General features: G+C 62.0%; 16 protein-coding genes. 6 read left to right on the top strand and 10 right to left on the bottom strand.

Annotated elements, in window-relative coordinates:
- Positions 1-130: 130 nt before the first annotated feature.
- From pstA to H0Z09_RS00960, 4 genes are all read right to left on the bottom strand, one after another.
- Complete coding sequence (gene pstA / locus H0Z09_RS00975) at positions 131-1,801, bottom strand: phosphate ABC transporter permease PstA (protein ID WP_076952083.1); 1,671 nt, start codon at positions 1,799-1,801, stop codon at positions 131-133.
- Between the two features lie 15 nt (positions 1,802-1,816).
- Positions 1,817-3,850, bottom strand: a complete 2,034-nt coding sequence (locus tag H0Z09_RS00970) for an ABC transporter permease subunit (protein WP_186686974.1) — start codon at positions 3,848-3,850, stop codon at positions 1,817-1,819.
- A gap of 399 nt (positions 3,851-4,249) precedes the next feature.
- A complete protein-coding gene (locus tag H0Z09_RS00965; RefSeq protein WP_169376392.1) occupies positions 4,250-5,236 on the bottom strand; it encodes a phosphate ABC transporter substrate-binding protein PstS in 987 nt (328 codons plus the stop codon).
- 168 nt (positions 5,237-5,404) lie between these two features.
- On the bottom strand, positions 5,405-6,694 hold the full coding sequence (locus tag H0Z09_RS00960) for an MFS transporter (RefSeq protein WP_169376393.1): 1,290 nt from the start codon (positions 6,692-6,694) through the stop codon (positions 5,405-5,407).
- Between the two features lie 403 nt (positions 6,695-7,097).
- Here H0Z09_RS00960 and H0Z09_RS00955 point away from each other — a divergent pair, with 403 nt between their 5' ends.
- Together H0Z09_RS00955 and H0Z09_RS00950 are read left to right on the top strand one after the other, a co-directional pair.
- A complete protein-coding gene (locus tag H0Z09_RS00955) occupies positions 7,098-7,502 on the top strand; it encodes an acyl-CoA thioesterase (protein WP_003176975.1) in 405 nt (134 codons plus the stop codon).
- A gap of 57 nt (positions 7,503-7,559) precedes the next feature.
- A complete protein-coding gene (locus H0Z09_RS00950; RefSeq protein WP_186686174.1) occupies positions 7,560-8,459 on the top strand; it encodes a D-hexose-6-phosphate mutarotase in 900 nt (299 codons plus the stop codon).
- 116 nt (positions 8,460-8,575) lie between these two features.
- Here the strand turns inward: H0Z09_RS00950 and H0Z09_RS00945 are convergent, their stop codons facing one another.
- The 5 genes from H0Z09_RS00945 to H0Z09_RS00925 all read right to left on the bottom strand — a co-directional run bounded on the left by H0Z09_RS00945 (position 8,576) and on the right by H0Z09_RS00925 (position 12,370).
- Positions 8,576-9,112, bottom strand: a complete 537-nt coding sequence (locus H0Z09_RS00945; RefSeq protein ID WP_076952089.1) for a DUF3299 domain-containing protein — start codon at positions 9,110-9,112, stop codon at positions 8,576-8,578.
- A gap of 77 nt (positions 9,113-9,189) precedes the next feature.
- Positions 9,190-9,435: a GlsB/YeaQ/YmgE family stress response membrane protein gene (locus H0Z09_RS00940; protein ID WP_003231726.1), complete on the bottom strand. Its 246-nt coding sequence runs from the start codon at positions 9,433-9,435 to the stop codon at positions 9,190-9,192.
- A gap of 105 nt (positions 9,436-9,540) precedes the next feature.
- The gene (locus H0Z09_RS00935) at positions 9,541-10,626 is read right to left on the bottom strand and encodes a 5-(carboxyamino)imidazole ribonucleotide synthase (RefSeq protein WP_186686171.1); all 1,086 of its coding nucleotides are present in this window, start codon (positions 10,624-10,626) and stop codon (positions 9,541-9,543) included.
- Positions 10,627-10,638: 12 nt separating this feature from the next.
- A complete protein-coding gene (gene purE / locus H0Z09_RS00930) occupies positions 10,639-11,130 on the bottom strand; it encodes a 5-(carboxyamino)imidazole ribonucleotide mutase (protein ID WP_003176980.1) in 492 nt (163 codons plus the stop codon).
- A gap of 331 nt (positions 11,131-11,461) precedes the next feature.
- Positions 11,462-12,370 carry a LysR substrate-binding domain-containing protein gene (locus H0Z09_RS00925; protein ID WP_076952091.1) on the bottom strand — a complete coding sequence of 303 codons (909 nt, stop codon included), beginning with the start codon at positions 12,368-12,370 and terminating at the stop codon, positions 11,462-11,464.
- A 182-nt stretch (positions 12,371-12,552) separates the two neighbouring features.
- Here H0Z09_RS00925 and aspA point away from each other — a divergent pair, with 182 nt between their 5' ends.
- The 4 genes from aspA (at position 12,553) to H0Z09_RS00905 (ending at position 21,557) form a co-directional block, all read left to right on the top strand.
- Entirely contained in the window at positions 12,553-13,977 is a 1,425-nt protein-coding gene (aspA, locus tag H0Z09_RS00920) for an aspartate ammonia-lyase (RefSeq protein ID WP_017739004.1), read from the top strand.
- A 383-nt stretch (positions 13,978-14,360) separates the two neighbouring features.
- On the top strand, positions 14,361-15,806 hold the full coding sequence (locus tag H0Z09_RS00915) for an alanine/glycine:cation symporter family protein (RefSeq protein ID WP_186686168.1): 1,446 nt from the start codon (positions 14,361-14,363) through the stop codon (positions 15,804-15,806).
- A 77-nt stretch (positions 15,807-15,883) separates the two neighbouring features.
- Positions 15,884-16,861, top strand: coding sequence for an asparaginase (locus tag H0Z09_RS00910; RefSeq protein ID WP_186686165.1), 978 nt, complete (start codon positions 15,884-15,886; stop codon positions 16,859-16,861).
- 103 nt (positions 16,862-16,964) lie between these two features.
- Positions 16,965-21,557, top strand: coding sequence for a hypothetical protein (locus H0Z09_RS00905; RefSeq protein WP_186686162.1), 4,593 nt, complete (start codon positions 16,965-16,967; stop codon positions 21,555-21,557).
- On the opposite strand, the gene H0Z09_RS00900 is transcribed toward H0Z09_RS00905, so the two are convergent.
- A complete protein-coding gene (locus H0Z09_RS00900) occupies positions 21,558-23,096 on the bottom strand; it encodes a PLP-dependent aminotransferase family protein (protein WP_186686159.1) in 1,539 nt (512 codons plus the stop codon).
- Between the last annotated feature and the right edge of the window lie 61 nt (positions 23,097-23,157).

The raw sequence follows: 23,157 nt of genomic DNA, 5'->3' as shown, positions 1-23,157 counted from the left end.
CTGTGCTACCAATTCGTTGTGTGGGAGCGGGCTTGCTCGCGAAGGCGTCGTTTCAGTCGCCAGGTGTGTTGAATGACACACCGCATTCGCGAGCAAGCCCGCTCCCACATTGAGTCCGCGCTCACTTCAATTAACTGTCCAGCGCCTTGTACTTCTCGCGCAGGTGGTTACGTATCCACACCGCCGACAGGTTGAGCGTGGCAATCACCATCACCAGCAGCAGCGCAGTGGCGTACACCAGTGGCCGTGCGGCTTCGACGTTGGGGCTCTGGAAACCCACGTCATAAATATGGAAGCCCAAGTGCATGATCTTCTGGTCCAGGTGCAGGTACGGGTAGTTGCCGTCCAGCGGCAGCGACGGCGCCAACTTCACCACGCCTACCAGCATCAGCGGCGCCACTTCGCCGGCGGCGCGGGCCACGGCGAGGATCATGCCGGTCATCATCGCCGGGCTGGCCATCGGCAACACGATCTTCCACAGCGTTTCCGCCTTGGTCGCGCCCAGGGCAAGGGAGCCTTCACGCACGGTACGCGGAATCCGCGCCAGGCCTTCTTCGGTGGCCACGATCACCACCGGCACCGCCAGCAGCGCCAGGGTCAACGAGGCCCACAGCAGGCCCGGCGTACCAAAGGTCGGGGCCGGCAGGGCTTCGGCGAAGAACAGCCGGTCGACCGAGCCCCCCAATACATACACGAAGAAACCCAGGCCGAACACGCCGTAGACGATGGCCGGTACGCCGGCCAGGTTGTTCACGGCGATGCGGATGATGCGGGTCAGGGTGTTCTGCTTGGCGTACTCACGCAGGTACACGGCCGCCAGCACGCCGAACGGGGTCACGATCATCGCCATGATCAGGGTCATCATCACGGTGCCGAAGATGGCCGGGAAAATCCCGCCTTCGGTGTTGGCTTCCCGTGGGTCATCGCTGAGGAATTCCCAGACTTTGCTGAAGTAGAAGCCGATCTTGGTCATCGTGCCCATGGCGTTCGGCTGGTAGGCGTGCACCACTTTGCCGATGCCGATTTCCACTTCCTTGCCGTTGCCGTCGCGGGCGGTCAGCGCGTCGCGGTTGAACTGGGCATGAAGGTCGGCCAGGCGCGCTTCGATGTCCTGGTAGCGGGCGTTCAATTCGGCGCGGTCAGCGTCCATGTCGGCCTGGGCGGTGGCGTCGAGCTTGCCCTCCAGCTCCAGTTTGCGACCGTGCAGGCGGATGCGTTCGAGACCGGCATTGATCGCGCCGATGTCGGACTTTTCAAGAGTCTTGAGCTGGGCGGCCAGCGCGTTCACACGCTCGACACGGGCTTGCAGCTCGGGCCATGCGGCTTCGCCTTCGGCGATGACCTTGCCATCCTGCTTGACGTTGACCAGCGTGCCGTAGAAGTTGCCCCACTCACGCCGCTCGATGGTCATCAGGTTTTTCGGCGTGGCCTGGTCCTTCAACCACTCGCCGACGATCCAGGTGAAGTCGTTGCCGTTCAGGTCACGGTTGCCGACCTTGATCAGCTCACGGGTCATGAATTCCGGGCCCGCGTCGGGCACCGGCAGGCCGGCGCTTTTCAGGCGCTCGCGCGGCACTTCTTCCTTCTGCACCACTTCGCCGATGACGATATGGTTGGCCTGGCCCGGTACGTTGTAGTTGGCCTGGATCAGGTCGGCCGGCCAGAAGTGGCCCAGACCGCGCACCGCAATCACCGCCAGCAAACCAATGGTCATGATGACCGCGATGGACACCGCGCCACCGCTGATCCAGACGCCGGGGGCGCCGCTCTTGAACCATCCATTCAGGGAGTTCTGTTTCACAGACTTCTACCTTTCTTAAAGCGACGAGTATTTCTTGCGCAGACGCTGACGGATCAGCTCGGCGAGGGTGTTCATGATGAAGGTGAACAACAGCAGCACCAGCGCCGAGAGGAACAGCACGCGGTAGTGACTGCCGCCGACTTCCGACTCGGGCATTTCCACCGCAACGTTGGCCGCGAGTGTGCGCAGGCCTTCGAACAGGTTCATCTCCATCACCGGGGTGTTACCGGTGGCCATCAGCACGATCATGGTCTCGCCGACAGCGCGGCCCATGCCGATCATCAGCGCCGAGAAGATGCCTGGGCTGGCGGTCAGGATCACCACGCGAGTCATGGTCTGCCAGGGCGTGGCACCCAGGGCCAGGGAGCCCAGGGTCAGGCCGCGCGGCACGCTGAACACGGCGTCTTCGGCAATGGAGTAAATGTTCGGGATCACCGCAAAACCCATGGCCAGACCAACCACCAGGGCGTTGCGCTGGTCGTAGGTAATGCCAAGGTCGTGGGAAATCCACATGCGCATGTCGCCGCCGAAGAACCAGGTTTCCAGGTAGGGGCTCATGTACAGCGAGAGCCAACCGACAAACAGGATCACCGGGATCAGGATCGCGCTTTCCCAGCCATCGGGAACCCGCAGGCGGATTGACTCAGGCAGGCGGCTGAAGACAAACCCGGCCACCAGAATGCCAATCGGCAACAACATCAACAGGCTGAAAATCCCCGGTAGGTGCCCTTCCACATACGGCGCTAGGAACAGGCCGGCGAAAAAGCCGAGGATCACCGTCGGCATGGCTTCCATCAGCTCGATCACCGGCTTGACCTTGCGGCGCAGGCTCGGCGCCATGAAGTAAGCGGTATAGATCGCGGCGGCAACCGCCAATGGCGCGGCCAGCAGCATGGCGTAGAACGCGGCCTTCAAGGTACCGAAGGTCAGCGGGGCCAGGCTCATCTTGGGTTCGAAATCGGTGTTGGCGGCGGTCGACTGCCAGACGTATTTAGGCTCGTCGTAGTTTTCGTACCAGACCTTGCTCCATAACGCGCTCCAGGATACTTCCGGGTGCGGGTTGTCCAGCAGCAGCGGTTGCAGTTTGCCGCCGGCCTCCACGATGACGCGGTTCGCACGCGGCGACAGGCCGAACACGCCTTGGCCGTCGACGACCGGGTCGACCAGCAGGGTGCGATGCGCGGTGCTGTGGAACACACCGAACTGGCCGGCAGCGTCGAGGGCGGTGAAGCCCTTGCGGCGCTCTTCGGCGGAAATTTCGATGATCGGCGTGGTGCCCATCTGGAACGTGCGGATCTGCTTGAAACGCTGCTCCCCATCCGGGTCGCGGGCCATGAACCATTGGGCCAGGCCGCCCTTGGAGTTGCCGACGATCAGCGAAATACCACCCACCAGCTGGGTGCTGGCAGTGATTTCAGCGTTGGCATCGTCCAGCAGTTTGTAGCGACCGTTGAGGCTTTTGTCGCGCAGGCTGAAGACGTCGGCAACGGCGCGGCCGTTGATCACGTACAGCCATTGCTGGCGTGGGTCGATGAAGATCGCCTTCACCGGTTCGGTCATTTGCGGCAGCTCGATACGCTTCTGCTCGCTGGTGACTTCGCCGGTCATCATGTTTTCTTCGCGGCTCAGGGACAGCACGTTCAAATACGAACCCGCCGAACCTGCGATCACCAGCGTGGTATCCGTGGCGTTGAGCGCTACATGTTCCAGCGGGCGACCCGCGTCGTCCAATACGATTGGGGTTTCGCCGTAAGGGTATTCGATCGCCGGGCTGATGGTCTTCTTGCCGTCGGGGTAGGACACCTTATAGGTGTGGCGGAACACCATGGACTGGCCATTGGACAACCCGAGGATCACCAGCGGGCTGCCGGGCTGGTCTTCACCGATGGACGCGACGCTGGTCCCGGCCGGAAGCGGCAGGTCGACGCGTTTGAGCTCGGCGCCGGTCTCCAGATTAAAGAACAGCGCCTGGCCCTTGTCGGAAACCCGCATGGCGACCTGGTTCTGTTCTTCGAGGGAAATCATCAGCGGCTTGCCGGCGTCCTGGATCCAGGCGGGGGTCAGTGCGTCTTCCTTGGTCAATGAAGCACCCTGGAACAAGGGCGCGACGACATAGGCCAGAAAAAAGAAGATCAGGGTAATGGCGCCGAGAACGGCGAGACCGCCGACCAACACGTACCAGCGGGTCAGGCGATCCTTGAGCGCGCGAATGCGGCGCTTGCGTTGCAGCTCAGGCGTATTGAAATCAATGCGCTTGGGGGGAGAAGTCGTCGTCATGGTGGAGTTGGCCAGATCATTCATGCGCACACCCTAGCGGTCCTGTATGACAGAAAGATGACAATGCGGTGACGCACCAAATCCGCCGCGAGGCAAGGCTGGCAGCGGACAAAAAAGATGGGATGAAGCCGGGCCTTTGTGGGGCCCGGTCTTACATCGGGTATTACAGGCTTAGTTGCCTTCTTTCAGACCCAGCTCAGCCAGCGCCTTGGCGGCGACTTTGGCGGGCAGCGGGATGTAGCCGTCTTTGACTACAACTTCCTGGCCCTGTTTGGACAGCACCAGCTTCACGAACTCGGCTTCCAGCGGTGCCAGAGGCTTGTTCGGCGCTTTGTTGACGTAAACGTAGAGGAAGCGCGACAGCGGGTATTTGCCGTTCAGGGCGTTTTCTTCACTGTCTTCAATGTAGTCAGTGCTGCCTTTCTTGGCCAGGGCCACGGTTTTCACGCTGGCGGTCTTGTAGCCGATGCCCGAGTAACCGATGCCGTTCAGCGACGAGCTGATCGACTGCACGACCGAAGCCGAGCCGGGTTGTTCGTTCACGTTTGGCTTGTAGTCACCTTTGCACAGGGCCTCTTCCTTGAAGTAGCCGTAGGTGCCGGACACCGAGTTACGACCAAACAACTGCACCGGCTTGTTGGCCAGGTCGCCGGTCACACCCAGGTCGCCCCAGGTTTTGACGTCGGCTTTGGCACCGCACAGACGCGTCGACGAGAAGATTGCGTCGACCTGTTCCATGGTCAGGTGCTGGATGGGGTTGTCCTTGTGTACAAATACAGCCAGGGCATCCACGGCAACCGGGATGGCGGTTGGCTTGTAGCCGTATTTCTGCTCGAAGGCCGCCAGTTCGGTGTCCTTCATCTTGCGGCTCATCGGGCCCAGGTTGGAGGTGCCTTCGGTCAGCGCAGGAGGCGCGGTAGCCGAGCCAGCCGCTTGGATCTGGATGTTGACGTTCGGGTATTCCTTCTTGTAACCCTCGGCCCACAGGGTCATCAGGTTAGCCAGGGTATCGGAACCGACGCTGGACAAGTTGCCCGACACACCCGTGGTCTTGACGTAAGCCGGGATCGCCGGGTCAACGCCAGCAGCCACCGCGTTGGCGGTCGCGACGCCAGCAGCGACAAACGTCATTGCCGCCATCAAACGTTTCAGTTTCATGCCTTGCTCCTAGCAGATAGAGATAATCGGATCGGGGCCAAGTATCGGCAGGCCGTGTGACTACTCTATGTCTGGAATGTGACAGTTGGATGAAAGGCCACTATCGGCGGGAGAAGGAAACCGGATCGCTCCCGCGCTTGCGCGTGGGAGCGATCATGTCGTCAAGACCTAACGGGAACGCTTCCACAGATACCCACCCACCACCATCCCCATTACACACAGGGCGGCTACGTAGTAGGACGGGCCCATCGGGCTTTCCTTCATCAGCAGCGATACCGCCAGCGGCGTCAGCCCGCCGAACACGGCGTAGGCCACGTTGTAGGAGAACGACAAGCCACTGAAACGCACCACGGGCGGGAACGCCTTGACCATCACGTAAGGAACCACCCCGATGACGCCTACAAACAAGCCGGTCAGGGCGTATAGCGGGAACAGCCAGTCCGGGTGGGCCATCAGGCTGTGATACAGCGTCCAGGAAGTTGCCAGCAACAGCGCACAACCGCAGATGAGCACACGGCCGGCGCCGAAGCGGTCAGCCAAAGCGCCGGAGGCGATGCAGCCCAGGCTCAAGGTGACGATGGCCAGGCTGTTGGCCTGCAGCGCAACGGTCGGGCTGAAGTGATAAATGGTCTGCAGCACGGTCGGGGTCATCAGGATGACCACCACGACACCGGCCGACAGCAGCCAGGTCAGCAGCATCGACAAGACGATGGCGCCACGGTGGTCGCGCAGCACGGCGCGCAAGGGCAACTCGGCGGCCAGGGCCTTGCGCTGCTGCATCTCGGCGAAGATCGGCGTTTCGTGCAACCAGCGGCGCAGGTACACCGACAGCAGGCCGAACACGCCGCCGAGCAGGAACGGGATGCGCCAGGCGTAATCCGACACCTGCTCCGGGCTATACAGCGTGTTGATCGCGGTGGCCACCAGCGAACCCAGCAGGATGCCGGCGGTGAGACCGCTGGTCAGTGTGCCGCAGGCGTAGCCGATATGGCGCGGCGGCACGTGTTCGGAGACAAACACCCAGGCACCTGGCACCTCACCGCCAATCGCCGCGCCCTGGATGATGCGCATCAACAGCAGCAGGACCGGCGCCCACAGGCCGATTTGTGCGTAGGTTGGCAGCAGGCCCATGATCAGGGTAGGCACCGCCATCATGAAGATGCTCAGGGTGAACATTTTCTTGCGACCCAGCAGGTCACCGAAGTGCGCCATGATGATGCCGCCCAAGGGGCGCGCCAGGTAGCCTGCGGCAAAGATGCCGAAGGTCTGCATCATGCGCAGCCACTCGGGCATGTCGACCGGGAAAAAGAGTTTCCCGACCACGGTGGCGAAAAACACGAAAATGATGAAATCATAAAACTCCAGCGCCCCGCCCAAGGCAGACAGCGACAGGGTTTTATAGTCGTTGCGGGTCAGCGGGCGCGAAGGTTGCGCGCTGCTTGCGGGCACGGAGGACATGGCAAGGCATCTCTTATTAGTCAGAACGGCAAGCCCGGGGGTGTTGGCCGGGCCGGAACGGGTTCGGCAAGATAGCAAATCGCCCGGAAAAGCACATCAGAAGCACAGTTGCGGCAAAAAGCCCCCGTACAGCCGCCATTTGCCGACCAAATGAGCGTCCAGAGGTCGTCGTGGCGCCAGGGTCTCGATATACTCGGCCCTTGCAAGCGCAAGACCCGCAGTCTTGAGGGGCTGCTGTGCCAAAACGTCGTTGGGTGCCGTCCAGCCGATTTGGCAGAGTTTCCCTTTAGTACGCCTTACGAGAAACGCATCACGCGGTGTATGTTGGTGCTGAAACGTTTTTTTCGAAGACGGCTATCCACTTGAAATACCCATGAAGCGTTACGGGTCAGAGGCCCTCGGCATGATCGAACTCGAACAAGAAGATCCTATCCCGCAAGGCGATCTCGCCCTGCAAATCACCGCGCTACCGCGTGAAACCAACGGTTTTGGCGATATTTTCGGCGGCTGGCTGGTCGCGCAGATGGACTTGGCCGGTACCGCCATGGCCAGCAAGGTTGCAGGTGGGCGCGTGGCCACCGTGGCCATTGATCGCATGGCATTCCTGGTGCCGGTCGCCGTGGGCGCGCAGCTTTCCTTCTACACCCAGGCCTTGGAAATCGGCCGCAGCTCGATCCAGATGATGGTCGAAGTGTGGAGCGACGACCCGCTGTCCAGCGAATGGCGCAAGGTCACGGAGGCGGTGTTCGTGTTCGTCGCCATCGACGGCAGCGGGCGCACCCGTTCGGTACCGTCCCGCGCGCGTTAAACATCGCCGGGTTTTGACGGTCAATTGCCCTATTGCCTGCCATTGAAGAGTGTTGCTATGCCTACGCCCCACGTTGAAAGCCTGAAAATCGACGAGCTGGACTGCTGGCGCATCCGCCACAACGGCGCCGAACTGATGATGGCCCAGCAGGGCGCGCACATTTTCAGTTACGGGCGCGTCGGCGAGCAGCCGCTGATCTGGCCGAACCGCGAAGCGGTGTTCAAGGCAGGCAAAGGCATTCGTACCGGCGTGCCAGTGTGCTGGCCGTGGTTTGGCGTTTTTGACCGCAACCCGCTAAGCGTCAAGTCGATGCGCCAGAGCGATCAGCCGGCCGGCGCTCATGGCTTTGCGCGCACGGCACTGTGGGAGTTGGCAGCAACCGAATTTGAAGGCGAAGCATTGCACATCGATCTGGTGTTGCCGGTGCCCGCAGGCGGGTTTCCCGGCTGGCCCCACAAGGTAGGCCTGAAGCTCAGCCTGTTGCTGGACGACCAGCTGCATATCCGGCTGACCAGCCATAACCATGACACTGACACTGTCACCTTCAGTCAGGCGCTGCACACCTACTTCGCCGTGAGCGATGTGCGCAACGTGCAGGTCGAAGCCCTGGACGGGTCGACGTATATCGATACGGCCGATGGCTGGACGCAGAAGCAGCAGTCCGGCCTGCTGCATTTCACCGCCGAGACTGACCGCATTTATCTCGACACCCCAGCCCAACTGGCTATTGTCGACAAAGACTGGCAACGCCGCATTCAGCTCACGGCCGAGGGTTCGAAGTCGACCGTGATCTGGAATCCCTGGACCGAGCGCGCCAAGGCGTTTGATGACATGGCCGATGATGGTTGGCCGGGGATGCTGTGCATCGAAACGGCGAATGTGCTGGATGATGCGGTAAGCCTGGCGCCCGGCGAAAGCCATACCTTGGGCGTGAGCATCGGCGCTATCCCCTTGTAAACCCAATCAAAATGTGGGAGCGGGCTTGCTCGCGAAAGCGGTGGCTCAGTCAAAGCTGTATCGGCTGATACTCCGCATTCGCGAGCAAGCCCGCTCCCACATGGGTTATATGTGTCTTATAAATCGGATTCCTTTACGACCCGCACCTTCCCCGCATCCAGCGCATAGGCCGCATCGGCCAGGTCATTGTTGACCTTCTCCACCTTCAACGTCCCCGTAACCCACAGCGGCGTGTAGATATCATCGAGCTTCAGCCCCTTGGGATAACGCACCAACACCAACTGGTTCGGCGGCGGCGGCGGCACGTGGATACATGCGCCCGGATACGGCACGAGGAAGAACAGCGTGCTGCGCCCCTTGGCGTCGGTTTCCAACGGCACCGGATAGCCGCCAATGCGGATGTCCTTGCCGTTCATGGCCGCCACGGTCTTGGTGGAATACATCACCGCCGGCAACCCCTTGCTCTGCTTCAAACCACCTTTATCGGTAAAGGTGCCCTGGGCCTCGGGGGAGTTGTGGTCGATCTCGGGCATGGCTTCGAGGGCTTTTTGATCCGACAGCGGCATCAGGTCGAGCCAGTCGGTTTCCGGCAATTCGCCGGCGTGCGCCAGGCCAGGGCCCAGCAAGAGGAGAGTCAACAGAAGACGGCGCATGAAGAAGCTCGGCAAGTACGGGTGCCGAACATTCTAGCCCTCTGCGCCTGCGCAGCGCAGAGGACTTTGTCGGCTGATTACTTTCTTTTGATCAGGCCGTAGATCACCAGCAGCACGATCGCGCCCACCAAGGCACCGAGGAAGCCTGCGCCTTGGCCCGCCTGGTAGATACCCAGCGCCTGACCACCGTAGGTCGCGGCCAGGGAGCCGGCGATACCCAGCAGGATGGTCATGATCCAGCCCATGCTGTCGTCGCCTGGCTTGAGGAACCGCGCGAGCAGACCGACGATCAAGCCGATGAAGATGGTTCCGATGATACCCATGGCATTTCCCTCTGATTGAAGTGAACTATGCCAAAGCCTAGACAGGCTTTGGCATCCTGCAATCAGAGGATAACAGGCGCCGAATGGTTCCCGCCGTTTCCAGGCTTATTGCTCGGCGAGCAAAGCCTCGACCTTGAGGATCTGTGCCTGCAGGGTCGCACGGTCCTTGCAGCGCAGGTTGGCGTGGCCGACCTTGCGCCCGGCCTTGAAGGCCTTGCCGTAGTGATGCAGATGGCAATCCTCGATCGCGACTACCCGCTCAACCGGCGGCACCGAGCCGATGAAGTTGAGCATGGCGCTCTCGCCGATCTTGGCCGTGGAACCCAGCGGCAGGCCGGCGACGGCGCGCAGGTGGTTCTCGAACTGGCTGCATTCGGCGCCTTCGGTGGTCCAGTGCCCGGAGTTGTGCACGCGCGGGGCGATTTCATTGGCCTTGAGGCCGCCGTCGACTTCAAAGAACTCGAACGCCATCACGCCGACATAATCCAGCTGCTTGAGCACGCGGCTGGAATAGTCTTCGGCCAGTGCCTGCAGCGGGTGATCGCTGCTGGCCACGGAGAGCTTGAGGATGCCGTTGACGTGGGTGTTATGCACCAATGGGTAGAAACGGATCTCGCCATCACGGGCGCGCACGGCGATCAATGAGACTTCACCGGTGAATGTCACAAAGCCTTCCAGCAGGCAGGGCACGCTGCCCAGCTCGGCAAAGGTGCCGGCCACATCGGCTTCGCTGCGCAGGACTTTCTGGCCCTTGCCGTCATAACCCAGGGTGCGGGTCTTGAGCACGGCCGGCAGGCCGATGCTGGCGACGGCGGCGTCCAGGTCCGCCTGGGACTGGATGTCGGCGAAGGCCGGGGTGGGAATGCCCAGGTCCTTGAACATGCTTTTCTCGAACCAGCGGTCGCGGGCGATGCGCAGGGCTTCGGCGCTCGGGTACACCGGAACGAACTGCGACAGGAAAGCCACGGTTTCGGCCGGGACGCTTTCGAATTCGAAGGTCACCAGGTCGACTTCGTCGGCCAGCTGGCGCAGGTGGTCCAGGTCGCTGTAGTCGGCACGCAAGTGTTCACCCAGGGCTGCCGCACAGGCGTCCGGCGCCGGGTCGAGGAAAGCGAAATTCATCCCCAGCGGGGTACCCGCCAGAGCCAGCATGCGTCCCAATTGGCCGCCACCGATTACACCGATTTTCATCAATCAATAACCTCAGGCGATACGTGGGTCTGGATTGTCCAGCACGCTGTCTGTCTGCTCGGCACGGAATTTCTTCAGCACCGCGTGGAACTGCGGGTGCTTGGCGCCCAGGATGCTGGCGGACAGCAGGGCTGCGTTGATCGCGCCGGCCTTGCCGATCGCGAGCGTCGCCACCGGAATACCGGCCGGCATCTGCACGATGGACAACAGCGAGTCCACGCCCGAGAGCATGGCCGACTGCACCGGCACGCCGAGCACCGGCAGGTGAGTCTTGGCCGCACACATGCCCGGCAGGTGCGCTGCACCGCCGGCACCGGCGATGATCACCTCGATGCCACGGGATTCTGCTTCATCGGCATACTGGAAGAGCAAATCCGGGGTGCGGTGGGCGGAAACCACCTTCACTTCATACGGAATGCCGAGTTTTTCCAGCATATCGGCGGTGTGGCTAAGGGTGGACCAATCGGACTTGGAGCCCATGATCACGCCAACCAATGCACTCATCGTCGTGCCTCTTCTCTCTGGGCGCCCGCAGGCGCGTCAAAAAACAACAAGCCACGCGGGAAATCCAGCGTGGCTTGTTGTACGAATTTTGGCCGATTGGACCGGCCGAAGGCCGCGCAGTATACCGTAATAATCCAGATAAACAGCCCCTGGGATGACCATCTGTCTTGCCGGCCAAAGCGGCGGTTTTATTGACTCAGAGGTCAGCGAAAACACCCCAAACCCTGTGGGAGCTGGCTTGCCTGCGATAGCAGTGGACCAGTGACTGAAATGTCGTCTGATACACCGCAATCGCAGGCAAGCCAGCTCCCACATTTGATCTTCATCACCGTCAAGTACCTTGTGCCGCGCCACCTTCCAGCTTGCGCCACAACAACCGCACATTCGCCTTGCGCACCAACGCACAGCGATACAACCGGATCTCCAGCGGCACATGCCATTGCGGCCCACCGCACACAACAAGCTCGCCACGGGCCAATTCGGCCCGCACGCTCAACTGCGGCACCCAGGCGATGCCCAGCCCTTCCAACGCCATGCTCTTGAGGCTGTCGGCCATGGCGGTTTCATACACGGTGGTAAAGCGCAGTGCACGTTGGCGCAGCAACAGGTTCACCGAGCGGCCCAGGAACGCACCCGCGCTGTAGGCCAGCAGCGGCACACTGCCCTCGCCTTCCAGGTCGAACAGCGGCTTGCCATCGGCGTCGGCCGCACACACCGGGAGCATTTCGGTATTACCCAGGTGCAGCGACGGGAAGATTTCGGCGTCCATCTGCATGGCCGCATCCGGGTCGTAGAACGCCAACATCAGGTCGCAGCCGCCTTCGCGCAAGGCGTGCACGGCGTCGCCCACGTTAGTTGCGACCAGCCGCGTGGCGATGTTCAAACCTTCGTTGCGCAGTTGCGCGATCCAACGGGGGAAGAAGCCCAGCGCCAGGGAGTGGGCGGCCGCGACTTGCATGACCTCGCCCTGCCCGCCTTCCAGATGATGCAAATGGCGCAGCACTTCGCCGAGCTGTTCGACCACGGTGCGTGCAGTGACCAGGAACAATTGCCCCGCTGCGGTCAATTCCACCGGAGTACGCGAGCGGTTGACCAGGGTCAGGCCCAACGCGGCTTCGAGGCTGCGGATGCGTCGGCTGAAGGCCGGCTGGGTGACAAAGCGTCGCTCCGCCGCCTGGGAAAAGCTGCGCGTGGCCGCCAGGGCGCTGAAGTCTTCCAGCCATTTGCTCTCAAGGTTCATCACATCCTCCCACGGGTACGCACCATTTTGGCACACACGCCCGCCATCATAGCTGGGTCACACCTGCATTATGCCGTTTGTGCATAGGCCAGTGTTTAACAGCATTGGCCCAAAAACTTCCACACGCCTAGCATTCGCAGCGTTCCGGCCAGTTCCGGGTCCTTATCGAGATGATTTCCGTCATGTCCTCCGCTGCATCTTTCCGCACAGAAAAAGACCTGCTTGGCGTACTCGAAGTACCTGCCCAAGCGTATTACGGCATCCAGACCCTGCGAGCGGTGAATAACTTTCGCCTCTCGGGCGTTCCGATTTCGCATTACCCGAAATTGGTGGTCGGCCTGGCAATGGTCAAGCAAGCGGCGGCTGACGCCAACCGCGAGCTGGGCCAGCTCAGCGAAGCCAAGCACGCTGCCATCAGCGAAGCCTGTGCCCGCCTGATCCGCGGCGATTTCCACGAAGAGTTCGTGGTGGACATGATTCAAGGCGGCGCCGGCACTTCAACCAACATGAATGCCAACGAAGTCATCGCCAACATCGCGCTGGAAGCCATGGGCCACCAGAAGGGCGAATACCAGTACCTGCACCCCAACAACGACGTGAACATGGCGCAGTCGACCAACGATGCCTACCCGACCGCGATCCGCCTGGGTCTGCTGCTGGGCCATGACGCGCTGCTGGCCAGCCTCGACAGCCTGATCCAGGCCTTCGCCGCCAAGGGCGTCGAGTTCGGTCATGTGCTGAAAATGGGCCGCACCCAACTGCAAGACGCCGTGCCGATGACCCTCGGCCAGGAATTCCGCGCCTTCGCCACCACCCTGGGCGAAGACCTGGCACGCCTCAAAACCCTGGCGCCGGAGCTGCTCACCGAAGTAAACCTGGGCGGCACCGCCATCGGCACCGGCATCAACGCCGACCCGCGTTACCAGGCCCTGGCCGTACAACGCCTGGCCACAATCAGCGGCCAGCCGCTGGTACCGGCGGCCGACCTGATCGAAGCCACCTCCGACATGGGTGCGTTCGTGCTGTTCTCCGGCATGCTCAAGCGTACCGCGGTGAAACTGTCGAAGATCTGCAACGACCTGCGCCTGCTGTCCAGCGGCCCACGCACCGGGATCAACGAGATCAACCTGCCGGCGCGTCAGCCAGGCAGCTCGATCATGCCCGGCAAGGTCAACCCGGTGATTCCGGAAGCCGTCAACCAGGTAGCGTTCCAAGTCATCGGCAACGACCTGGCCCTGACCATGGCAGCCGAAGGCGGCCAACTGCAACTGAACGTGATGGAGCCGCTGATCGCCTTCAAGATCTTCGACTCGATCCGCCTGCTGCAACGCGCCATGGACATGCTGCGCGAACACTGCATCGTCGGCATCACCGCCAACGAAGCGCGCTGCCGTGAGCTGGTGGAGCACTCCATCGGTCTGGTCACCGCCCTGAACCCCTACATCGGTTATGAAAACGCCACCCGCATCGCGCGAATCGCCCTTGAAAGCGGCCGCGGCGTGCTGGAACTGGTGCGCGAAGAAGGTTTGCTCGACGACGCCATGCTCGACGACATCCTGCGCCCCGAAAACATGATTGCCCCACGTTTGGTCCCGTTGAAGGCCTAAGCGTTTGTTGCACCGCTCACCAGGCTGAGGGACTAGACACCTCTCAACCTTTTGAGGGCCTGAAGGCTCGTTCTTCAGGCCCTTTTTTTTAACTTGGAAACACGCTCGACCGAACACTGCAAAACTTGCAGTCAACGGGTGTAGCCATAGGACTTGGTGAAACCTTTAATCAGCCCGGGCAGACGGATGACGTTCGCCTAGGTATAGTGCCGCCCCTCTTCGCGTGCGCGGCCGTCGGTAACGAGGCCCGGATACAACGCGAAACCGCATGAATAACAACCCGCAAAAGGATTGGGGTCGAACTGTCGCGCACTGCCTGGTGCGATGCGACGGAGCCGAACCCGCCTGCGTTTGCCATTAGAAAAATCAGCGAGGAACACTCCATGCTCGAAGTCATCAACGACTTCCTCTCAGGGAAAGTACTGATCGTGCTCATTGTCGGGCTCGGCGGTTATTTCACGATTCGCTCGCGTTTCGTTCAATTGCGTCACTTTTTCCACATGTTCTCGGTGTTTAAAGACAGCCTCAAAAGCAGCGCCGGCCAGCTCAGTTCGTTCCAGGCGTTGATGCTCAGCCTGGCCGGCCGCGTCGGTGCCGGCAACATTGCCGGTGTCGGCATCGCCGTGACCCTGGGTGGCCCAGGCGCCGTGTTCTGGATGTGGGTCACCGCATTGGTGGGCATGTCGTCGAGCTTTATCGAATGTTCCCTTGGCCAGCTGTACAAGCGCACTGACGCCGAGGGCACCTACCGCGGCGGTCCGGCCTATTACATCCAGCACGGCCTGCACAAGCGCTGGCTGGGCATGGTGATGGCATTCCTGCTGCTGGTGACCTTCGGCTTTGCCTTCAACGGCCTGCAAGCCCACGCCGTCACCCACTCGTTGAACAACGCCTTTGGCCTGGACACCACTTACACCGGCCTTGCGCTGGCGGTGCTGCTGGGCCTGGTGTTCATCGGCGGGATCAAGCGCATCGCCTCGATCGCCGACCTGCTGGTGCCGGTCAAGACCCTGGTCTATATCGCCGTGACCCTGTACGTAATCGTGCTGCAATTCGACCACGTGCCGGCCATGCTCGCGACCATCGTCAAGAGCGCGTTCGGCCTCGACCAGGCCTTCGGCGGCCTGGTGGGCAGCGCGATCATCATGGGTGTGAAGCGCGGCGTGTTCGCCAACGAAGCCGGCCTGGGCAGCGCGCCCAACGTGGCGGCCGTGGCGTCGGTGGAACACCCGATCGCCCAAGGCGTGGTGCAAGCGTTCAGCGTGTTCCTCGACACCTTCGTGATCTGCACCTGCACCGCGTTGCTGATCCTGCTCTCCGGTTTCTACACACCGGGTTTTGAAGGCGACGGCATTGCCCTGACCCAGAACTCCCTGGCCGCGGTGGTCGGTGACTGGGGCCGCATGTTCATTTCGGTGGCCCTGGCGTTGTTCGTATTCACCTCGATCATGTACAACTACTACTTGGGCGAGAGCAACCTGCGCTTTTTGGTCGGCAACAACCGCAAGGTGCTGATGGGCTACCGCGCACTGGTGCTGGTGCTGATCTTTTGGGGTTCGATCGAGAACCTCGGCACTGTGTTCGCCTTCGCCGACATCACCATGACCCTGCTGGCGTTCGTCAACCTGTTCGCCCTGGCATTCCTGTTCAAGATCGCCATGCGCATCCTGAACGACTATGACAACCAGCGCGCGGCGGGCATCAAGACCCCGGTGTTCGACTCCAGCCAATTCCCTGACCTGGACCTGGACCGCAAGGCCTGGCCGGCCAATCCGGTGAAACCGGATACCGTTGCAACCGCTGAGCTGAGCCCTCAAGTGCAACGCTAAGCGCAGTTAGATGACACGCCGCACGACCTTGGGCATGCTCGGGGCCGTGCGGCGTTTTTCGTTCAGGAGATTCTTCGATGCAATCAGTCAACAACGTCATGGTGCTCTACACCGGCGGCACCATCGGCATGCAGGCCAGCGCCAACGGCCTGGCCCCCGCGTCCGGCTTCGAGGCGCGCATGCGCGAACAGCTGGCCGACCAGCCAGTGCCGGCGTGGCGCTTCCAGGAGATGGCCCCGCTGATCGACAGCGCCAACATGACTCCGGCCTATTGGCAGCGCCTGCACGCGGCGGTGATCGATGCGGTGGACCAAGGCTGCGACGGCGTGCTGATCCTGCACGGCACCGACACCCTGGCCTACAGCGCGGCGGCCATGAGTTTCCAACTGCTGGGCCTGCCGGCGCCGGTGGTGTTCACAGGTTCCATGTTGCCGGCCGGCGTACCCGACAGCGATGCCTGGGAAAACGTCAATGGTGCGCTGACCGCGCTGGGTGAAGGCCTGGTATCGGGCGTGCAGCTGTATTTCCACGGCGCGCTGATGGCACCGACCCGCTGCGCGAAGATCCGCAGTTTCGGTCGCCACCCGTTTGCGGCGTTGCAGCGCAATGGCGGCGTAAATCAGGCCGACCTGATCCCGGCGGCCCTGCATTACCGTCAACCCAAAGGCCTGGCGAATGTCGGCGTGCTGCCCCTGGTACCCGGCTTCGATGCCAGGCTGCTGGACGCATTGCTCGACAATGGCCTCCAGGCGCTGATCCTCGAATGTTTTGGCAGCGGCACCGGGCCGAGCGACAACCCCGCGTTCCTCGCCAGCCTGCAAAGGGCACAGGCGCTGGGTGTGGTGGTGGTTGCCATTACCCAATGCCATGAAGGCGGCGTTGAGCTGGACATCTACGAAGCCGGCAGCCGCTTGCGTGGTGTCGGCGTGTTGTCCGGCGGCGGCATGACCCGTGAAGCGGCGTTCGGCAAGCTTCACGCGCTGCTTGGCGCCGGGCTCGACGCCGATGAAGTCCGTCGCCTGGTCGAACTGGACCTGTGCGGCGAGTTGCGCTGAAGGCTATATAAGCACCGCACCGGCGGCGACGCGCTTTCTAGGATGGCAACACTCGGGACATTACCTGGGTCGTTGCCATTTTTTATGCCCGTCAGGATTGCTTATGCCCTCATCGACGTCACAACACTCCCCTCAGGTCAGCCTTACCTCAGCGCTGATCACTCAAATGGCCAGCGGGCCCGCTTTTCGTGAAGTCGCCGCCCGACTGCTGCGCGAAGAGCTGTTGGAGCGTTATCCACACCTGGATATCGACCCCAATATCGCCATGGTCGGGACGCCTGTCTGGGAGATTGTCGAGGATCAGGTGGTGAGCCGGCCTGCGAATTTCCAGGCACTCACCGATATCCTGGCGGTACAGGCGGTGCTGGCGGTGCCGGCCCTGTACATCGAGGGCGAACATTTCCTCACGCAACTGCCGATTACCGACCCGCCCCTGCACTTGCCGGTAAGCATTCTCGACATCGCCGGCATGCTCAACACGCTGGCACCGGTGATGCTGCGCGGCTATCAGCAAAGCCAGCTCGACTTCTGGAACCAGCTCGACGGCGACAGCGGCCCCCGCTGGCAGGCGCTTTCCAGCGTATTGCGCGACTACTGGAACGTGCAGGATGTCGAAGGTTGGACGCAGGAGGACTGCCGCATGGCGCGCCAGTTGTATCAGGCGCCTGACCCTCTCGACCGACGCGCCAACGATCCATATGACACACGCGCTTATCTGGTCGATATCGACCAGGTCGACGCCGACGGCCGTGCGGAGCACCTCAACGACCGTCTGGTCAGCGTCCTGATCGGCAAGCAGGACGGGCGTGAAGTCATCCTTGTGTACTCGTTGCTGCTGGGTCACAGGAAGTACGCCAGCCTGGAGCAGTTGGGCAACGATGTGTCGCTGCTGGTCTACACCGCGACGCCGCACGAAACGATTCAATGGCGCCTGCTGGAGCCCGAAGGCGATTTCTTCGACCAACTGGCCTGCACCATGATCAGCATCCAGATCGTGGCCATCGGCAGCATGGACTTTTCCGACCTGCGCGAGAGCGGTAACCCCATCGCCCTGGCCATGCCACCGACCCCGAAGGCTCAGGACAATGGCCACGATTTGCAGTGGTATCAAGACGCCCTGCCCGACTGGCTGAGTGACGCCGCGCCCGCGGACCTTGACGCCTACGCCCGGCATTTGAAGGACCTGGCCGCGCTGCACGGCCAGAACCACCACAACGGCTACCAGGATGGAATCGAGCCCATCAAACAGTTCGCCCTGGAGTGCCTGCGCGCCGAAATGCTCAAGGACCATCCCGAGGCTGAGCCGGGCACGCTCGAGGGGCTTGAGATTGAGATTCAAAGCCCGGTGGTATGGGGCGCCTTCGCTGTGCCCGGGCAAATCGAAACCACGGTGTTCAGCCTCACGGAGCTGGCCCTGCAAAACCTGATCGCGCTGCCCTTGGGCATTGAGTCACTGCGCAAGAAAACCACCCAGGCGTTGCCGGACTGGCTCACCGTCGGCTACCTGAAATCCCTGATTACACGTGTCGACATCGGTACAACCTACCCCGCCCTGATCAAACAGACACTGCTCGACGACCCGCAGGAATCGGCGCGGCGCCAGCAGCTGTACACCCAGCACTTGCGTATCCAATTGCCCCTGCTGGCACTGCAACACAAAATCCGTCATGAAGCCGGGATCGACGAACGCGGCTACCGTTTTGTGAAGGCCGCGCTCGAAGTCGAGCCGGCCGACCGCCAAGTGGACGGCCACGCCATTGTCATCCGCCGCCTGGCCTTTGTGCCCACGCGGCGACTCGATTCGACGCCGGACGTGGTCGACAACATGTTTGTGATCGGCCCGCAGGCCATGAACGCCGGGCCCTGCCTGCTGTATCGCCCCTTGCTCGACCAACCGCTGACCCAATACCCCTCGCCCGCCAACCTGCTGTATGCCATCCAGCAATCGAGCAGCCTGCGCGACTCCGTACTGGCCTGGTTGCCCGACAGCACCCGCGATGACTATGAACGCTACGTGTTCCCCGGCACGCTGCCGTCGCCCTGGGTCGCGGTGGACTTTCTGGTGGACCCGCTCAAGTTGCTCACCTGGAGCGGGCCCCTGGCACTGGGCACCGCCACCCTGGAAGACGGCGGACTGGCCAGCCTGTACAAAGCCAACGCCGACGCACTGGTCAAACTGGCCGACCGCCAATCGGTGTCGAACGCCGAGGCACGTTGGGCCACGTTCAAGCGCGCCGGTTGGCTGATTTTCAATGCCGCGCTGCCGTTTCTCGGGCGCATGGCGGGAGTTGCGGCCTGGATCTGGCAAATCATGGACGACCTGCAGCAACTGGCCGAGGCCGAGCAACACCCCGACCGACCGTCGCCCCAGGCGGCCCTCGCCGACTTGCTCTTGAACCTGGGAATGGCCATCGCCCTGCATAGCGCAGCCCGTAGCGCACCGCGCCGTCAGGTAGGCGCCGAGCCGGCGCGAAAACCCGCGCCGCGCCCACCGGCCGCCGTCAAACCGGTGCTGCGCAAAGTCGCGGACATCACCAGCGCGACGCTACCGTCAGACCACGCCCAGCCGCTGCACTCCCTCGGCGCAACCAGCAGCACGCCCGTGCGCCTGTCGATGGTGCTGGACCGCTTCAAAATCGACAAACCCGCGGAGCTCGGCGAGGCCATTGCCACCGAAGGCGCCCATCAGCACCTCTACCGCAGTGGCGAACATTATTACGCCCCGGTGGGTGAGCGCTGGTTTCAGGTCCAGGTGGATGAAAATGAGGCGGTGATGATCGTGGACGCCACCAGACCGGAACGCACTGGCCCATTGCTGATTCACAACCGCGAAGGCCAGTGGTTCATCGACACGCGTCTGCGCCTGCGCGGCGGCGGCCCCAAGTTCCTCGCTAAAAAGGCCCGCGAACTGGCACAAAAGCGCGCGCAGGAATTACGCAAGGAACTCAGCGAGTTCGAAAGTGGGAAGAAAACCGCCCAACAGCAATTGCAGCAGGCGCAACAAGCCATCGCCGCTGGTCCGTCCACGTCGGCGCAAGCCGCTTACTCGCAAGCCCTGCGCGAGCAGTGCGCGGACTATGAACAAGCCCTGCAAAAGCTCAAGTCATTGAGCGTGCATGCACCCACGCCGGACTACCCGAAAAAGTCCCTCGCCTACCTCAAGGCCCAGACCGAACTGACCCAGGCCGCTATCAAGCAAACCCTTATCGAATTCACTCCGCTGCTGCGCGCGGGCCTGGAGCAGATTGAGCTTCAGGCCCAGGCGCCACGCCAGCGCGACATCGAAAATGCGCGGCAACTGAACACCCTGAACAAGGAGATGATCAAGCATCTGTCCTACATGCAGACGCGCTTCGACGAGCTGCGCAAACTGGGCAATGACGGCGCACGCCTGATCAGAACCCTCCAAGGCGCGTTGCCGGGCTACAGCAGTGAGGACCTCAAAGCCCTGCAGGTCGTCGTGGCACGCAATCTATGCTTGCCGGAAAGCACCCTCGCGACGCAGCCTGAGGCGTGGACGGCTATGGACCAGATCGTGACCACAGGAGAAATCGCCATCCAGTGCCTGCGTGACACCTTGCGTGATCAGCGAGAGTCGCACCTGGACGAACGCATCGATACCTTGAGTAGTTTGGTGGAGCAATTTCAACTCTTGGATGAACGCTTGCAGGATTTTCCCGCGGAGTTTTCCGAACAGGCCATCGACACGCAGCTTCAGGAACTGCGCGACCACCTCAAGGCGTTCCGCCATCGCGCTACTGCCGAATTGGGCTTGCTCAGCGCCGAGCGCGACATCTTCAGAAAACGTCCCACGCCGCCGCCAACACCGCCGAGTCCGGCACGCAAATTCATCAAGACCCGCTATCACGGGCAATTGATCGGCGAACCGCGCCTGGCGGACCTGGCGACACAAACCTGGCTGGTAGAGATTCGTTCGCCACTCACCCATCAAGTGGTCGCCACCTTTCACGAAAAACCCAATGGGATTTGGGTGGAGCGCGTCAGAACCCCTACGCCGAGCACTACACCGGTCGATCTGCAAGCACGCATCGCCGACGGCCAAGCCCTGCTCGACCAGCTTCCGGCCTTTCTGGAGCGCGCCTCGAACCGAGCCGAGCTACCTGAACGCACGCCCTTCGGCATAGAGCTGCTCTATCATCAGCACGCCAGCCGGTTGGAACGGGCCGTCGCCGCCATCGAGAACGCCCTGACCCAGAGCAACGTCTCCGACACGCCCGCGGCAAGTGAGGTCCGTACAGCGTTGAGCCAGGCCGTCAGCGACCTTTACGTGCGCGCCAACCAGCACGTATTGACCGCGCTTAAACAGCATCCGCCGACCGTAGCCGGCGTGGAATGGCTGAAAAACCACGACGCAATCACGATCAAGAAAACGATCAACCGGCGCCGCCTGAAAAGCCCAACTCCCGATTATCTGGACGAGTACGCCCTCAGCGACGGCCAGACCCAGGAAGTACTCTGGTACGCGCACTTCCACTACAGCACGGATTGGACGCCGCCCAAGGCGTACCTTTCGGCACGCTTGAAAACCCCGGCAGAACGCAGCTTGGGTGCAGCGGCCGATACGCCCAAAGGTTTGACTAATGAGCAGAGAATCGCGTTTTACCGCAGTGAAATCAGCCTCAGGCAAGCCCAGGCGTTGTTTTTCGAAAAATCCAAGACTCGATCGGGGAACTGATCAGCATTGCCAAGCCTGGCGCAACCGCGCCAGCGCTGCGCCAATATCAGCTTCAGGCACGGCGGCGAAACCCAGCACCAGCCCGGCGCGCTGATCCATCGGTGTGGTTGAATGCGTCAGCCAGTAACTACTCAAGCCGTTGATCTCTACATCCGCCGCGTGGGCCTGTGCAAGCAACTGCCGCTCGCGGGCCAGGCTGTTCACACGTACGGTCAAATGCAGCCCGGCCGCGACATTGGGCAATTCGCCCACCTCTGCCAGCCCGCGTGGCCAACCGGCCAGCAACGCGTTGCGCCGACTCAAGGCGGCACGGCGCATGCGGCGGATGTGCCGCTGGAAATGCCCGGTGGCCATGAACTCGGCCATCACCGCCTGGGTACTCACCTCGGAGTGGCGCATGTCGACCGCGCGGCGCCGGGCGAAGGCGCCCACCAGCCCGGGCGGCAGCACCAGGTAGCCCAGGCGCAATGCCGGAAAGGCCACTTTGCCGAAGGTGCCGACGTAGAGCACGCGCCCGTTGCGATCCAGCGCGGCCAGCGGCGACAGAGGCGCGCCACTGTAGCGGTACTCTCCGTCGTAATCGTCCTCGATGATCCAGCCCTGCGTGCGCTCGGCCCAGGCCAGCAATTCCAGGCGCCGCGCCAGGCTCATCACTACGCCCAACGGGTATTGATGCGAAGGCGTAACGTAGGCCACACGGCAATCCCGCAGGCTATTGAGCACGTGGCAATCAAGGCCCTCGGCGTCCACCGGCACACCGTGCAATCGCCCTCCCGCCAGCGCGAACGCATGGCCTGCGGCGCGGTAGCCGGGATTTTCCACCGCCACGCCCGCGCCGGGCTCCACCAGCAGCTGTGCACAAAGGCTGATTGCCTGCTGCGCGCCGCTGGTGATCACAATTTGCTCAGCCGAACACTGCATGCCGCGCGAGCTGCGCAGGTAGGCGGCGATCAGGCCGCGCAATCGATCATCTCCCGCCGGGTCGCCGTAACAAAGTTTCGCCAAGTCAGGTTTACGCCAAAAAGCCCCATTCAGCTTGGCCCATACCTCAAACGGAAAGAGATCGAACGCCGGTACACCGACGCGAAACGCCCGTGGCGGCCCGTGCGGCGGCGCAGGTAGATGGTTAGTTTCCAGGCGGCCCAAGGCCGGGCTGTGGATAACTTCGCCTGGCGATTTGACCGGTAAATCCAACCAATTTGTGGATAAGGCTGGGGATAAGCCTGTTGACAAGCCTGTGGATACTTTTGTGGATAGTTTTTTTGCGTGGGGTAACTTGGCTACGTAAGTGCCATCGCCCACCCGGCTTTCGATAAACCCTTCCGCGTACAGCTGATCGTAGGCGCGCACGACGCTGTTGCGCGAGATCGACAGGGTTGCGGCCAAATCGCGGCTGGCGGGCAAGCGCGTGCCGCTCACCAGCCGCCCATCCAGCACGCGCTGGCGTAGGGCGTCATACAGCTGGCGCGTCAGGCCCTGACGGCGATCCAGCTCAATACCGGCGGGGTTGAATGAAAGTGGCGGCGACACAGGCGGCATATTGGACCTATCGAATTAGAGCCAGGTGGCTCTTACAACGGACCATTAGCCTGCCTAGGAT

The organism is Pseudomonas sp. SWRI18, assembly GCF_014268345.1.
In the GTDB taxonomy this organism is placed as follows: Bacteria; Pseudomonadota; Gammaproteobacteria; order Pseudomonadales; family Pseudomonadaceae; genus Aquipseudomonas; species Aquipseudomonas cedrina.
The sequence above is the reverse complement of the archived record's forward strand: the minus strand, read 5'-3'. Positions and strand labels throughout refer to the sequence as shown.